Origin of the sequence: Amaricoccus macauensis (assembly GCF_014201905.1) — a bacterium.
Taxonomy (GTDB): Bacteria; Pseudomonadota; Alphaproteobacteria; order Rhodobacterales; family Rhodobacteraceae; genus Amaricoccus; species Amaricoccus macauensis.
This window is the reverse complement of the sequence record NZ_JACHFM010000010.1, coordinates 1-13183: the sequence shown is the minus strand read 5'-3', so window position 1 is coordinate 13183 and position 13183 is coordinate 1. Positions and strand designations below refer to the sequence as shown.

Sequence of the window (13183 nt, the reverse complement as noted above, 5' to 3'; positions counted from 1 at the left end):
GGAGCGCGCCGCCGATGATAGACTTCACCGCCTGGTCGCACCCGGTCCTCGCCGTCACTTGTCCGAGCTGCGGCCGGAGGGCCGGCGTCATGTGCCGCCGCCCCTCCGGCCATAAGGCCGCCGACTTCCACGTCCGCCGCAAGGCCGAGGCCGATCGTCATTTCATTGATCGGCACGGCGCTGACGCCAGCATCGAGCGCACCGGGAACGGGTGGCGGATCGACCCACAAGGCCGGCTGCGGAAGGACGAGGCGCCCTGAGGCCGCCGCCGGCGGCGCTTCGCTCCGTTGTGCGCCGCCCGTTGCCCTCCCGTCGGTCAGGCTTAAGCTTCCGATCGCGCGCCGGCCCTTGGTCATCCCCCCGACCGGGCGGGGCCGGCCCTTTCCTCGTGGTGGAGGAAAAACTCGCCCCGCCTTGCGGCGGGGCGTTCTTTTTCTGAAACAGCAGGTTGCAGGCGTGTCCTGCGACTGACTGCGAGGATGTGGGGCTCGGGAGCTTCGCCGCAGCGTCGCGTCAGGCGCGGATCATCTGACCCCGGCGCTGGCTCCAGCGCTCGAGGAGCAGGGCGCGCTCGGACACGTCCGCCTGCTTGAACCGCTGGTAGCGGTCGGCCGCGAGCCGGGCGACCAAGTCGGCCCGAACCCTTTCGCGGAAATCCTCGGGTTCGGCCTCGATCGCCTTCAGAGCGGCGTCGAGGCCCTTGTAGCCGTGGTGCCAGATCATCGCCTCGGCCGTGACCACGGCGCTCGGGTACTGCCGCAGCTGCTCCACGGCGATGCGGCACCTCTCCAGGAATGTCTGCGACACGCCCCGGCCCCCCCGATAAGTCCCCGGACGAGGATCCGGCGACTCAGGGCCGCGGTGCAACGGTGGCGGGCGCTCTTGGTGAAGCGCGTCACGGCTCCTGCTTCTCCTCGCGGACCTCGTCCGGAAAGCTGTCGGCCACGAAGAGGATGAGGGCGGTGATCGCGCCAGCGACCAGGCCGAGCGGCCAGTAGGAGGTGGCGATCGCCAGTCCGAGCGCGCCGGTGATCCAGATCGCGGCCGCGGCCTTGATGCCCTTCACGTCGAAGCCGCTCTTGAAGATCACCGCGCCACCGAGAAAGCCGATCCCGGAGAGGAAGCCCTGCAGCGTGCGGCTGACCGACGCCGGGTCGACGTCGGCGAGATGGCGCGCGAGCAGCATGTAGGTCGTGCTGCCGATGCTGATCAGCATCATGCCGGCGATGCCGATAGCCTTATGATGAACCCGTCGCTCGAAGCCGATGACGGCGCCGAGCACTCCCGCCGCGCAGAGGCGGAGGAAGACGTCGAGCGCCTTGAGTTGCACGTCGCGCATCCACTCGGCTCCAGGCGTACGTCCGTCTTCGGGCAACTGCCTGCCGCCCAGGCCGTTCCTGCGCGCTCCCGCGGGGAGGTGTGCCCCGTCGACCCCATGGTCGACCGCGGCCCGGGCCTTAAGGCTGAGCACCAACTTCAGGCGACTGCCTTCTTCCTGCTTCGCCCCTTCGGAGCGGCGGCGGTTTGGGGCGCGCGCGGCTTGCGGCCGAGGCCGATCTTCTTCGCGAGCTCCTGGCGCTTCGCCGCGTAGGTCGGGGCGACCATCGGGTAGTCCGGCTTCAGGCCCCACTTCGCCCGGTATTCCTCAGGGGTCATGCCGTAGGCGGTCATCAGGTGCCGCTTCAGCATCTTCAGCTTCTTCCCGTCCTCGAGGCAGACGATGTAGTCATCTGTCACCGAGCGCTTGATCGGCACCGCCGGTGTCAGGGTTTCCGGGAGCGGCTTCTCGTCGGTCGAGAGCTCAGTGAGCTTGGCGAAGACCGCTCCGATCACGTCGGGCACCGTGCCGGTGTCGAGGGCGTTGTTCCCCACATAGGCCGAGACGATCTCGGCCGTGAGGGCGAGAAGCTCGCTGCGGTCGGTCGAAGTCTCGTTGTCCATTGCTTTCCTGCTCGTCGCGTTACATCTCGCTCCACGATCTTGCCGGTAAATCGAGATGCTGGTCGGGGCAATAGAGCAATTCTGCCTCGGCATATTTCCGACTGATTATCAGGGATAATTTGGCCGCGCGCCGTCTTGCCGCACAAGTGCCGGCGGGCGTGTCTTCCCGAGCCTTGCCGGCTACCGGAACGTCACCCGCTCGGTAAAGCCCTGATCCTTGACCTGATCGAAAATGCGTGGACTCGGATGGGCTTTGGGCTGCCAAGCACGCCCAAACTCCACGGCGCAGGATACCGGGATCGCGGGAAACACGGCCACATCTGCGTCCATGCCGTGCTGGTTCTTGATCTCGTCGAGCGTTCGCGCGACGACCGCGCGCCAGCGGGCGAGGGCCTCGCGGTGCCGGACGATCCCCTGCCCGTGGTGGAGGCTGGCGATCTGCCAGACCGAGACATCGTCCGTTCCGAGCGCGTTGATGACGCGGTCGTCCGCAATCTCCGAGGTCACGGCCAGCTTGAGGGCGACCAGCTTCGGCCCTGGCGGTCCGGCGGTGCGCTGGAACTCGACGATGGGACCGTCTTCCGGCCACCGCCATTGCTGCTCGGGGAAGCGATGCCGCTCGTAGACGTCGACCGCGGATATGTCGGACAGCAGCCGCCCGAGCTCCATCAGCAGCGGGATCGGCGCGAGCCCGAAGACGGAGAGATGCCGGACGTCGCCGCTCTCGAAGCGGCCGAGAAGGTCGTTCTGGAAGCCCTGCCGCAAACGCCACAGCTCAGACGTCCAGTAGTTCGGATCGCTGTCCTTGTGACGCATCCCCTTGATCTTGATCTCGATGGCGCGGTCGCTTGCGGGCGTGCGGCGCGGCACCATGGCGTCCACGCAGTCGTCGAACGGCACCGCCGTTTCGTTCTCGCCGATCGGTGCGCTGAACTGCAGGATGTGCGAGCGGCTGGCCGGCCCCGCGCTCAGCACGGCGTCGATCCAGGCCTCGTGGTCGCGCTTCATCGCGTAGAGGACTTCAGGCGGGTACTTGCGCCGCGTGTCCTCCCCGTCGATCTCCCGATGGCAGCCGTCGCAGAGCAGCATGATGTTGTCCGGGTCGTTGGACCGGGCGGGCGACAGGACCGCGTCGCCGCGCGGCCCGGACGCGCTGTCGGCGATGACATGGGCGTGGTAGCTCCGGTTCCGCGTGCGGTTGCCCGCCACGAGGTGGCCGATCAGAGACACATTGCAGTTGCGGAACTGGCAGCGCCCCGCCGCCCGCGCCCAGACGATGTTGCGCGTGTGCGGGGTAATTGCCCGCCGCCCGCCGGGTTCCTTCCGCTTGGCCATCCTACCGTCCTTTCCGCCGCGTTGCGGCTACGACCGGCGGGCGCGCAGCTACGGTGAGCCGTTCCAGCATGGTTTCGATCTCAGCGAGCGGAACATCTTGCCGCAGGCGCTCGAGGCGCTCCGCGCAGCACTGGCCGATGTTGCGTCCGCCGTCGCACGGGCAGCGCCAGTAGACCGGCATCGTTTCGCGGCCGTGGATTTTGACCAGGCCCTTGAGGAACAGTTTAACCGCCCTCACCTCGGGGTCGCAGCCCAGCCGGTCGGCGTAGGCCTCCGCAATGCCCTTGGGGCCATGCGACCGCTCGCCGAACGGCCAGCCGAGCCCCTGTGCCACGGCATACTGCCCGAGGAAATAGTTGCGCAGCGGACCGTCGAAGAACGCCCGGAGGGAGGTGTCGTCCGCGGTCGCGAGCCAGTGCTCCCATACCACGAGGCAGCAGCGGCCGCTGTCGAAGACATGGTGATCCACGTCGTGGGGAAATGCCCCGCCCGTCTCCCGCACCTGTGGCTCGACGGCGGGATAGGCCGCGGCGAGCTCGATGCGCAGCTCGTAGGTGGCGAGCGGCCCGCGATTGGAAAGGTCGGGCTCGGCAGGAACCAGGAGGTAGGTGCCATCGACGACGACCGTGTTGCCCTCGGCCCGGACAGCAAGGCGCGGCTGCTCGAAGCTGAGGGCAGCCTCGGCTTCGCGTAACAGGCGCTCAAAGGGGCCAGGCGCTACGGCGTCCAGGGCTTGGTGGCCCTCCCGTCGGCGATCACCCTGCTCGTCTCGGCCTGGACCGCAGCTGCCGGAACGAGGGCGAGCGCCGGCGTGGTCAGGGCCAGCCGCGGGATGACCTTGCCGACGGTGCGCTCGGTCAGGCGCTTCGTAAGACCCGCCGGAATGTCGTTGAAGCGGCTGCCGCGCAGGTATTCGCCGAAGTCGCGGTTGGCCTGGGCGAGCCAGCGCATGAACAGCTCCTGCTTGCGCGGGGCCGCGGGCCACTTGTCGGCGAAGTTCTCGAGCGGATAGGACGGGTTGGAAACCCACGGCTGGCCCCCGCGCGTCTCGATCAGCCCGGCCATCGCGGGCAGGACGGCCGCCAGCGTCTCGGCGATCGTCGCCTCGCCGTGGTAGGCGCGCGCGGCGAGAGTCGAGATGATGATCGAGATCGGCCTGTCCTCGTCCCCGTCGAACATCCCGTCGCGATGGCGCTTCAGTAGCTTGATGGTGTCCTGCAGCGGCGTGCGGACCTCGTGGTTCGGCACGTCCTCGACGCTGGCGAAGACCCGGCCCGCGGCCATCTGCGCGCGCCGCCACGGCTCGAGCACGAGAACCTGGCGGAGCCGGAACCACCGACCATAGCCGGTCGGGTTGCTGATGTTCCAAGCGCCGCCCGGCACGTTGTAGCCCGGCGAATTCTTGTCGGTGATACCAACAGCGGTGTCCGCGCTGACTCCGATCGATTCGACGATGCCCGCCGCGGAGAGCCGCGTGCGGAACTGCTGCTCGGCATTCAGGCAAGGGAGGATGTCGAGGTGGAAGCTGGCCTCGTCCGCGTAGTCGAGCGTCCAGCACCGGCGGCCGTCGCGGGGAGCCGACGCCATGTTGTGGGCCTGCACGTAGCTCTGGATCTCGACGCCGACCGCTGCCTTGAGCCCGGCCTGCGTGAACATCGCCATCGTCGCCTTCGCGAGACGGCAGACCAGGTCGACGTCGTAAGCGTCGCGATCGCCGACGGGCCGGATGACCGTCCCGAGCATGAAGGAGCCCTGCGCCGAGATGCGCGGGTCGAGGAACTTGAGCGTTGATGCGTCGCGGTTCAGCCAGTCGCCGATCGACCGGTACCGGCCGCGCGCCTTCTCGTCCATGTGCGGCGGGATGGAAATCTCGTCGACGAGAGCCCGCAGCACGTCCTCCTTCGAGCGGAGAGCGGGACGAAGGGGTGCGTTCATGGTCGGCCTTTCAAGCGCAGCAGCCTAACCAGATATGGTGGGGCCACGGGCCATCGACCGCAAGAGGTGCTTGAAGATTTTTCAGCGCCCGTAAGACAGGTCGTCAAATGGGTCTGGCGGATGGTGCCGTTGGCGGGAGGTAGTGTCGCTCATCCCCTCGCCGTTTCCCATGCGTGATAGGCGTGGATCCAGTGAAGATTGGCATCGTGGAGCGGCCGGTCGAGGCAGCGCATCGTAACTGGCTCCGATCGCGGCTCGGAGAGCCCCTCGCCTGGGCCGTTGCGAGTGTAACCCGGCACGATCTCGCCATCCCGGATGAAGGGCGGCACTATCACCCGCCCGAAGTTCCGCGAGACAATCACGCCCCGCTCCCAAGACGCCTCGCCTGAAACGGGAGCGAGCCGCGCCGGTCGCCAGCGATTGTCCGATCGAATGAAGAGATGCCCGTCCAGCCTCACCACCCGGTAGCCCGCCTCGAGGTCGGCCGCGAGCAGCGCCTCAAGGCGGCGGTAGTCGTCGTCTCCGTAGATCGGATGGCCTTCCGCTTGACGGAGAAGGGCGCCATAGACCGTGTCAAAGCGCGCATCGCGCGGCATGCGCGCGGCGTCGGCCCATACGCCCTTAGCAAGCTCCTTTCGGCGGCCCGCTGTGACCTTACCGAAGATGACGAACATGTCGTGGGCATTGGTGATGAACGGCACATGCCGGCGGATCACGAAGGTCTTGAAGGCGTTCTCGAGCATCGAGCCGAATTGATCGTCTTGCGGAGGCAGGAAAACATCATCGGGCTGGAGTGCACATCTTAGGTGCCGGATAAGTCGCTCTATAGTGACGAGAGCTAGGCGCCGACCATTTCGGGCCTTCTCGTTGGTCGCGCCCTCGACATAGAGGACGCCGGCATGATCGAGGATCGGACGCAACCTCGCATCGACCCACCCTGCGAGAGAGCCCGGCGCCGTCGCGAGGACGCGACCCAGGAGGTCACGAGGTGCGACCATGTCGCCGGCGATCTGGCGGAGACGTAGGTTCGCTTCGGTCAGGCTACCATAGAAGGCCGGGTCGCCATCGAGTTCTTTCGCCCCCCGCACAATGGCAGCGATATCGAAACGTCGGGCTCCAAATTCGCGGAGGTGCACCTGCCGCCAGGTTAGGCCGTCGGCCGAATGGAAGAGCCGCCGCACGTCGCCTTCAGCCTTGGGCACTTGGATTGCGACATGTCGTAGGTCTGGCGAAGCATCGAGGATAGAATTGAGCGCACGATCAACCTCCTTCGCCCAAGAATGAGACACGCCGATCACCGCGCGTCCGCTTGGCATGACGTGGAGCTTGTCCGCGTGGACATTTGGACTTGGCTGCTTCATCTCACCATCCCGCAGCCACCCCGTATCTGGGCCTTCTTCAACACGATCCCGGATCCCCGTCTCGCGCCGGCGCGCCACCTTCTTGCGGTTCTTCGGTTCGTCCGGTCGGCGGTCAAGGTGGCGACGCCGGGGGGGGGAAGATCGATCATTCGTCGCAGTAGGTTATCCGGCGACCGCTCTCAGGAAGCGCATCATCAGGTCTGCAACCTCTCTCTGTCGCAGGATGCGCGTGTCCCGCGTATCAAGATCGTCGCCGATCTCAAACTTAGCGACCGCGACCGGCCCTGTCTTCAAATAGCCGTCGGTGCTGGCGTCATCCGCGAAATGGCGCGCGAGCAGGCCGAGAACCTCACGGACGACCCCCGCATGCCTTCCCTCGAGCGCGACCTTGAACAGCGTTGCGGACGCCTCTAGGTCCCCGTTGTGGTGCTCCAGGCAATAGACAAGATCATGGGCATCCTTCCGCTCGTTTCTTTGATCGACGGCATAGGCTTTCAGCACAGTGAAGGCGACCAGATCGGCATAGTGCAGCGTCACCGTCGCCATGCCGTTGTCGCCCAGGAGTTCCGCGGTGATCTCCGTCGAGAGGTGGTGGTCGAAGACCATGGACGCGTGCGGGATATTCAACGCGGAGACATTGCCGTCGGTCGGCAGCTCCATCACCTTGCCGCCCGACTTTTCCGGGTCGTCAGCCAGAATCTCGACGATGATCGCTGTGCCACTCGGCGATTTGGTTTCCCAACGCCATGACACCGGCTTGCCCTTGCTGTTTGTCCCGCGCCCAAAGCCCAGCTTTTTTAAGTTGTCCTCAAGCGTATGATACGCGTCGGTATCAACAAGCATTTGCAGCTGGACCACGATATCGACGTCGCCGGTGCCGGCGTGGGCTGGCACGTCCGGCGGCTTCTTGGCTATGAGATATCGGGGCGTCAGCCCTCCGATCAGAAAGATGGAATCCCGCCATGGTCCAAGGCCGCGGATCAGCGTGACCAGCACGCGCTCGCAGTTCTCCGTGACTTCGTTGTTGTAGCCTTGGGCCGTTGTCGGTTTGATCATTCAGATACCCAGAATCTCCTTTCTCAAATGCTCGGCCATGTCGCGCGATCGCCCCTCGCCCCGCAGCAGGTCGAGGTAAACCTGGACCGGGCTGGCCAGCCAGATCGACTCCTTCAATTCTCGAAACAAGAACTCCCCGCGGGATTTGGTCTCGATCACGTCGAGATTGGCGCCCTCGGACACTAGGCGCGCCCCGAGCTGTATCAGGAGCTCGTCAGCGGGGTTACTCGGGGGCATGCGGCACGCGACTCGGGAAATGCTGGACAGGAAGGGGGCGTAAACCTGGGCGGCCGCCTCCTGCGTCAGCGCGTATTCTACGCCCGCGGCAGCGCAGAGCTCGGCAAGCCGATGCGACAAGGCTGCGCTCTCTCCCCCCGGCACGTAATAACGCCGCCGGATCAGTGATCGCCTCGAGGCCAAGACCTGAGTTTGCCACTCGTCCAGCAATTCGGCGGGATCGGAGAGGCGCCGTTCCTTGGACGGGCCGTGCCCGCGCGACGAGGTCCATCCCATCCGTTCAAGCGCGGTCATGGTCTCCGACGCCGTTGCGGGTGACACTTCCGCCAATCGCGCGAGTTCGGTGCCGCCAAGCCAGTCGCGGGGCCTAGTCAGCAAGGCATGCAGAACTTGCGACCGCTTTCCCGTGAAGAGCGATCGCACGGATTTTTCCAAGGTCCGCGGGACCGGGCGTTCGATGTAGAGGTACGCCGATTTCGCAGGAACAAAGAGACTGCCGCCGCTATCGAAGAATCCGACGTTCTCCTCCTTCAGAATTTCTCTGGCGCCAGTCGATATCGATTCAGCGGCCACAAAGGGGACCACATCTTCCCGATCTTCGTGAAGATATGAGTTTATATAATGGCTAATTTGCCAGATTATCTCTCTAGTATCGCGCGGATATACCGTTTTTTTGATCTCTATCAGGAGAGTTAAATTCCGATCAGCGATCTCAAGATCTATTGCAGCGTCCAGCTTGAGCGCCGAGGATTCTCTGGTGCCCTCACCAAGAACTAGGGACGCATGGGCTTGGGGAATCTTCTGGAGCGTCGTTAACAACGCGTCCAAGATCTCTCTTTCCCTGTCGCTCTCTCGTCCCTGCATCGATCCTCAGATTTTCGCTGCGCAGTGAATAACCAAACTATGTCGAATATTCGCCCTCATAGCAATGTTCACTGTGCAGCGAATGAGAGGAAATCACGCGCTAGCTGGGGAGGGGAAAATCACCGATTATCCGGTCGCCGACAGATAGCAGCTGCTGTTCGAGAGGGCCTGAGGGGCGTGGCGGTATCGCTGAAAGAAAGCCAGTGCATCGACGAACTCGCCGGCATCCTTTACGATATGCTGCCGGGCAGCGGCAACCCGCGTCTGTCCTTCCCCACGGTCGCGCAGTCCGTTGGAGTGCTTCCCTACTGGCCGGGCGGCAGTAAGCGGCCGGCGATTGTCGCGCTGCTGACCGCCACCTTCGAGCGTGAGCGCCACAAATTCACCCCGCTAATCGAAGGCGTTGTGCGCCAGTCGATCTCGTGGCGGGCTGGAAAGGGAACGCCCCTCACTCGTGAGGAGGTCGATGCGATCAACAGGTCGCTCCTGCGGCTAGGCTATAAGTGTCCCGACCTGCATGATGCTGATTTCCTCGGGAGTCTCGATCGGCGCCAGCGCTCTCCCCAAGGAGCCGTCTCCCAGGACCCTGCCCAGCTGGCGCGTCTCAAAGCTGAGTTGCTGGCCATCAGCACCTTGGACGCTACGCCGCGAGGCTTTGCCTTCGAACGGTTTCTGAACGAGCTGTTTGACGCAAGCGGCCTCGCCCCGCGCGGCGCCTTTCGCCTGAGGGGCGAGCAGATCGACGGCAGCTTCCAGCTTGACGGCCACACCTACTTGCTCGAAGCGAAATGGCAGAACGAGCCGGTCGGCCGGGCCCCGCTCTCAGTGCTGAACGAGACGGTCACGAGTAAGGCCGCCTGGTCGCGGGGGTTGTTCGTCAGCTACAGCGGGTTCAGCGAGGACGGGCTTACGGCCTTCGGCAGAGGGCGGCCCACGGCCATCATCGCCATGCACGGCCTCGACCTTCACGACACCTTGGACCGCAACCTGAAGCTCCCGGACGTGCTGCGGACCAAGGCGCGGCGCGCGGCCGAAACCAACAGTTGTCTTGTGCCAGTGCGCGACTTTTAGGGGCTGATTTGCGTGGCGGGTCCCTAGACCTAGCCAACCGGTCGACCTCAGGAAGCGCTTGTGCTAGGTTGTGTACACCCCAACACAGGGCTTGCCATGTCGACTTCCGCCACCATGACCATCCGGATCGCCACCGACACGAAGCGCAAGCTGGAGCGGCTCGCCGCCGACACCCGGCGCAGCAAGTCCTTCCTCGCTGCCGAAGCGGTCTCGGCCTACGTCGAGCGCGAGCTCGCGATCATCGACGGCGTCCAGCGCGGCCTTGCCGATGTCGAAGCCGGTCGCGTCGTCCCCCACGACGCCGCGATTGACGAGGTCCAGGCCGTGATCGACGCGGCGAAGAGCGGCAAGGCGTGACGCTCACCAAGCGACCGCGAAAGGCGCCGGGCCGCCCGGGGACCGCCCTCGGAGCGAAGGCGGCCGACCCCGGCACGCCGATCCCGATCGGTGCGCTCGAGCAACATGTGGCGATCGTCGGGCGTACCGGCAGCGGCAAGAGCTACGCCGCCCGCGGCGCGGTCGAAGCGCTGCTCGATGCCGGCCGCCAGGTCGTCGTCCTCGACCCGACCGGCGTCTGGTGGGGGCTTCGCGCCGGCGCCGACGGCGGGTCCGGCTTCCCGGTCCCGGTGATCGGCGGCGACCGCGCCGACGTCGCGTTGCCAGCCGACGCCGGCGCGGCGCTCGCGGCGCTGCTCGTCGCGTGCCGACAGTCGGCCGTGGTGGACACCAGCGGCTTCACCATGGGCGAGCGGCGGCGCTTCTATGGCGCCTTCCTCGCCGGCCTGCATCAGGAGAACCGCGCGGCGCTGCACCTCGTCGTCGACGAGGCCGACGAACTCGCGCCCCAGCGCCCCCTGCCCGACCAGACGACCGTGTTGCACGAGATGGATCGGATCGTCCGCCGCGGCCGCGCGCGTGGCTTCCGGGTGCTGATGATCACCCAGCGACCGGCGGTGCTGCACAAGGACGTTCTGAGCCAGGCCGGCTGCCTGATCGCCATGCAGCTCACCGCGGCGCAGGACCGAGCGGCGATCGGCGCCTGGATCGAGGGCCAAGCCGACCGTGCCGAGGCGAAGGCCTTGCTCGCGTCGCTCCCGCAGCTCCGCACCGGCGAGGGCTGGCTTTGGTGGCCGCACGCCGGGCCGCCGGTCCAGCAGCGCTTCCCGCGGATCCGGACCCTCGACACCGGAAGCACCCCGGCCCACGGCGAGGAGGCGGCCGAAGCGCCACTTTCCGACGCAGGCCTCGACCTCGAGGCCCTGCGCGCGGCGTTGGCGGCGCCGGTCGCCGACAAACCCCGCCGGGACGACAGTAAGGCGTTGACGGCGCTGCGCGCCGAGCGAGATCGGCTCGAGCGTGAGCGCGACCAGGCGCTCGCCGACCTCGAGGCATGCCGCGTCGCCATCCGCGCGGCGGCGGGTTCTCTCGCGCCCTTCGTCGGCGAGGTCGTCACTTCGCCCACCCTTCGGCCGGCGGAGGAGGAGGTTCCCGTGCCCGTGACTGCGCCCCCTGCCCCGCGTGGGAAGGCTCGGTCGACCGCCCGGCGCGGGCGCGGCGAGGGCGCCGAGCTGCGCATCCTCCGTGTACTGGTGGCGCACGGTCGGCCGGCGACGATGCGCCAGTGGGCGACCCTCGCCGGGCTCTCCGCCAAGGGCGGCACCTGGTCGACCTACGTCTCCCGCCTGCGCACCAGCGGCTACCTCGGCGCCGGCGTCGGCGGCACCTGGTTCGTGAACGACGCCGGACGAGCCGCCGCGGGGGAGGTCGGGCCCCCGCCGAGCAGCGAGGAGCTCGTCGGCCGGTGGTGCGAGGTCGTTGGCGCCGGCGGCGCCGGTCGCATGCTGGCGGTGCTGGCCGGACGATACCCGGCGACGGTCGACCGCGAGACCCTCGCCGGAGAACTGGGCCTCGCCGCCTCCGGCGGCACCTTCAGCACCTATCTCTCGCGGCTGGTCTCGAACGGCCTGGCGACCCGATTGCCGGAGGGCGTCCGCGCCGCGGGCGAGCTTTTCCCGGGCGGGAGCGAGGCGCGGTGACGCGAGCGGTAGAGTGGTCCCGCGACGCCCTCGACGACCTGAAGGCCCAGATCGCTTACATCGCCGCCGAGAACCCCGCCGCGGCACAGCGCGTCGCCGATCGCCTGCGCGCCGCCGGTGACGCCCTCGGCGAGATGCCGACCGGCCGGCCGGGCCGGGTCGCAGGAACCTACGAGAAGTCGGTAACGGGGTTGCGCACCATCATCGCCTACGCGCTGACGCGGCGCGGGGATCGGGAGACCGTGTCGATCCTCCGGGTGATCCACACCGCCCGCGACTGGCGCGACGAGGAATGGACGCGGTAGCGCGGTTGCAGTTCCCCGAAACGAAGACAGCCTGCCCTCTTGCGGAGGAACAGGCTGCCTCATTTCCGTCGGCGGTCATCGCCGTCCCCGGCTGTACCGCACGGGGATCGTAAGGCAGGAATCCGCGGGATTCCAGCGCTGTATGGTGGATTCTGGGGTTTTCTCCGATCCGAGCGCCCGCGGAAAGAATAGCAGTTTATGCGCCATATGTGTTATAGATTGCTCCGAGCAGGAGGCGGATGATGAACGTGTCGATCGGGAAGCGCTGGGAAGAGTTCGTCGAGGGCGTCGTGCAGGACGGCCGCTACGGCTCGGCGAGCGAGGTGGTGCGCGAAGGCCTCCGCCTGGTCGAGGAGCGCGAGGCGAAGCTGGCGGCGCTGCGCCAGACGATCGAGGCCTCGATCGCCGAGGGTGGGGCGCTGAGCCAGGACGAGGTGAGTGCCGCCCTGTCGGCGAAGGCGCGGGCGCTCGCGAACGAAGGGCTGTAGTGCGTCGCCTCGTCTACCTCGCGGCCGCCGAGCGCGACCTCCTGTCGATCCTCGAGTACATCGCCCGCGAGAGCAGCAGCGCGGCGATCGGCCTCGCCCTTCACGGAGCGGCTTCAGGGCCAGTGCGCCAGGCTGGCGTCGCTCCCCGGCACGCTCGGCCGCGCACGGCCGGAGCTCCGGCCCGATCTCCGCAGCTTTCCCTTCGGCAACTACGTGATCTTCTTCCGCTACCGCGACGACACGCTGGAGGTGGTGAACGTCCTGGAGCGCCACCGCGACATCGACGCGTTCTTCAGCGAGGGCACGCCGCCGGAGGAGTAGGCGTCCTCACAGGGCGGCCGGCGCGACGGTGTCTTCCTTCTCCCCGCGCAGCACGATGCGCAAGGCGCCGTCCGGCAGCGGGCGCTGCAGCGCCTTCGCCTCGCTCCACGACGCCGAGAGCCAGGTGTCCCATTCGGCCGGCTCGGTCAGGATCGCCGGCATCGCCTTGGGGTGAACGGCGCGGACCTCGGCGTTCGGCGTGGTGGTCAGGAAACCGAAGAGGTCCGCCGTCA

17 protein-coding genes and 1 pseudogene are annotated in these 13183 nt (G+C 66.9%); 8 read left to right on the top strand and 10 right to left on the bottom strand.

The window, feature by feature from the left end; genetic code table 11:
- Positions 1–14: 14 nt before the first annotated feature.
- Entirely contained in the window at positions 15–260 is a 246-nt protein-coding gene (locus tag HNP73_RS22295) for a zinc finger domain-containing protein (protein WP_184155469.1), read from the top strand.
- Between the two features lie 253 nt (positions 261–513).
- On the opposite strand, the gene HNP73_RS22290 is transcribed toward HNP73_RS22295, so the two are convergent.
- The 5 genes from HNP73_RS22290 to HNP73_RS22270 all read right to left on the bottom strand — a co-directional run bounded on the left by HNP73_RS22290 (position 514) and on the right by HNP73_RS22270 (position 3745).
- Positions 514–807, bottom strand: coding sequence for a hypothetical protein (locus HNP73_RS22290; RefSeq protein ID WP_184155466.1), 294 nt, complete (start codon positions 805–807; stop codon positions 514–516).
- An 88-nt stretch (positions 808–895) separates the two neighbouring features.
- Positions 896–1339: an MgtC/SapB family protein gene (locus tag HNP73_RS22285; RefSeq protein ID WP_184155461.1), complete on the bottom strand. Its 444-nt coding sequence runs from the start codon at positions 1337–1339 to the stop codon at positions 896–898.
- Between the two features lie 137 nt (positions 1340–1476).
- Positions 1477–1941 carry a Ros/MucR family transcriptional regulator gene (locus HNP73_RS22280; protein WP_184155458.1) on the bottom strand — a complete coding sequence of 155 codons (465 nt, stop codon included), beginning with the start codon at positions 1939–1941 and terminating at the stop codon, positions 1477–1479.
- Positions 1942–2121: 180 nt separating this feature from the next.
- Entirely contained in the window at positions 2122–3276 is a 1155-nt protein-coding gene (locus tag HNP73_RS22275; protein WP_184155455.1) for an SAVED domain-containing protein, read from the bottom strand.
- A gap of 1 nt (position 3277) precedes the next feature.
- Positions 3278–3745 (bottom strand): hypothetical protein, encoded by a 468-nt coding sequence (locus HNP73_RS22270; RefSeq protein WP_184155452.1) that lies wholly within the window; start codon positions 3743–3745, stop codon positions 3278–3280.
- Here HNP73_RS22270 and HNP73_RS22265 point away from each other — a divergent pair.
- Positions 3734–3970: a hypothetical protein gene (locus tag HNP73_RS22265; protein WP_184155449.1), complete on the top strand. Its 237-nt coding sequence runs from the start codon at positions 3734–3736 to the stop codon at positions 3968–3970. The genes HNP73_RS22270 and HNP73_RS22265 overlap by 12 nt on opposite strands.
- Before the next feature lie 23 nt (positions 3971–3993).
- Here the strand turns inward: HNP73_RS22265 and HNP73_RS22260 are convergent, their stop codons facing one another.
- The 4 genes from HNP73_RS22260 to HNP73_RS22245 all read right to left on the bottom strand — a co-directional run bounded on the left by HNP73_RS22260 (position 3994) and on the right by HNP73_RS22245 (position 8729).
- The gene (locus tag HNP73_RS22260; RefSeq protein ID WP_184155446.1) at positions 3994–5211 is read right to left on the bottom strand and encodes a nucleotidyltransferase domain-containing protein; all 1218 of its coding nucleotides are present in this window, start codon (positions 5209–5211) and stop codon (positions 3994–3996) included.
- 149 nt (positions 5212–5360) lie between these two features.
- Positions 5361–6572 (bottom strand): hypothetical protein, encoded by a 1212-nt coding sequence (locus tag HNP73_RS22255; RefSeq protein WP_184155443.1) that lies wholly within the window; start codon positions 6570–6572, stop codon positions 5361–5363.
- Positions 6573–6734: 162 nt separating this feature from the next.
- On the bottom strand, positions 6735–7628 hold the full coding sequence (locus HNP73_RS22250; RefSeq protein WP_184155440.1) for an antitoxin: 894 nt from the start codon (positions 7626–7628) through the stop codon (positions 6735–6737).
- Entirely contained in the window at positions 7629–8729 is a 1101-nt protein-coding gene (locus tag HNP73_RS22245; protein WP_184155437.1) for a type IV toxin-antitoxin system AbiEi family antitoxin, read from the bottom strand.
- 177 nt (positions 8730–8906) lie between these two features.
- Between HNP73_RS22245 and HNP73_RS22240 the strand changes: the two genes are divergently transcribed.
- The 6 genes from HNP73_RS22240 to HNP73_RS22970 all read left to right on the top strand — a co-directional run bounded on the left by HNP73_RS22240 (position 8907) and on the right by HNP73_RS22970 (position 12950).
- The gene (locus tag HNP73_RS22240) at positions 8907–9800 is read left to right on the top strand and encodes a restriction endonuclease (RefSeq protein WP_343063432.1); all 894 of its coding nucleotides are present in this window, start codon (positions 8907–8909) and stop codon (positions 9798–9800) included.
- Between the two features lie 96 nt (positions 9801–9896).
- A complete protein-coding gene (locus HNP73_RS22235; RefSeq protein WP_184155434.1) occupies positions 9897–10157 on the top strand; it encodes a CopG family ribbon-helix-helix protein in 261 nt (86 codons plus the stop codon).
- The gene (locus HNP73_RS24025; protein ID WP_184155431.1) at positions 10154–11836 is read left to right on the top strand and encodes a helicase HerA domain-containing protein; all 1683 of its coding nucleotides are present in this window, start codon (positions 10154–10156) and stop codon (positions 11834–11836) included. Before HNP73_RS22235 ends, HNP73_RS24025 begins: the two co-directional genes overlap by 4 nt.
- The gene (locus HNP73_RS24020) at positions 11833–12141 is read left to right on the top strand and encodes a type II toxin-antitoxin system RelE/ParE family toxin (RefSeq protein ID WP_184155428.1); all 309 of its coding nucleotides are present in this window, start codon (positions 11833–11835) and stop codon (positions 12139–12141) included. Before HNP73_RS24025 ends, HNP73_RS24020 begins: the two co-directional genes overlap by 4 nt.
- 242 nt (positions 12142–12383) lie before the next feature.
- Positions 12384–12629: a type II toxin-antitoxin system ParD family antitoxin gene (locus HNP73_RS22220; RefSeq protein ID WP_184155425.1), complete on the top strand. Its 246-nt coding sequence runs from the start codon at positions 12384–12386 to the stop codon at positions 12627–12629.
- A 132-nt stretch (positions 12630–12761) separates the two neighbouring features.
- Positions 12762–12950, top strand: coding sequence for a type II toxin-antitoxin system RelE/ParE family toxin (locus tag HNP73_RS22970; protein WP_221289045.1), 189 nt, complete (start codon positions 12762–12764; stop codon positions 12948–12950).
- Between the two features lie 6 nt (positions 12951–12956).
- Here HNP73_RS22970 and HNP73_RS22210 read toward each other — a convergent pair.
- Positions 12957–13183: pseudogene (locus HNP73_RS22210) on the bottom strand (SOS response-associated peptidase); the annotation flags it as partial.

Coding starts and splice junctions, on each gene's coding strand:
- HNP73_RS22295 (WP_184155469.1), top strand. CDS start 15: ATGATAGACTTCACCGCCTGGTCGCACCCGGTCCTCGCCGTCACTTGT.
- HNP73_RS22285 (WP_184155461.1), bottom strand. CDS start 1,339: ATGCGCGACGTGCAACTCAAGGCGCTCGACGTCTTCCTCCGCCTCTGC.
- HNP73_RS22280 (WP_184155458.1), bottom strand. CDS start 1,941: ATGGACAACGAGACTTCGACCGACCGCAGCGAGCTTCTCGCCCTCACG.
- HNP73_RS22275 (WP_184155455.1), bottom strand. CDS start 3,276: ATGGCCAAGCGGAAGGAACCCGGCGGGCGGCGGGCAATTACCCCGCAC.
- HNP73_RS22265 (WP_184155449.1), top strand. CDS start 3,734: ATGGTGATCCACGTCGTGGGGAAATGCCCCGCCCGTCTCCCGCACCTG.
- HNP73_RS22260 (WP_184155446.1), bottom strand. CDS start 5,211: ATGAACGCACCCCTTCGTCCCGCTCTCCGCTCGAAGGAGGACGTGCTG.
- HNP73_RS22255 (WP_184155443.1), bottom strand. CDS start 6,572: ATGAAGCAGCCAAGTCCAAATGTCCACGCGGACAAGCTCCACGTCATG.
- HNP73_RS22250 (WP_184155440.1), bottom strand. CDS start 7,628: ATGATCAAACCGACAACGGCCCAAGGCTACAACAACGAAGTCACGGAG.
- HNP73_RS22245 (WP_184155437.1), bottom strand. CDS start 8,729: ATGCAGGGACGAGAGAGCGACAGGGAAAGAGAGATCTTGGACGCGTTG.
- HNP73_RS22235 (WP_184155434.1), top strand. CDS start 9,897: ATGTCGACTTCCGCCACCATGACCATCCGGATCGCCACCGACACGAAG.
- HNP73_RS22220 (WP_184155425.1), top strand. CDS start 12,384: ATGAACGTGTCGATCGGGAAGCGCTGGGAAGAGTTCGTCGAGGGCGTC.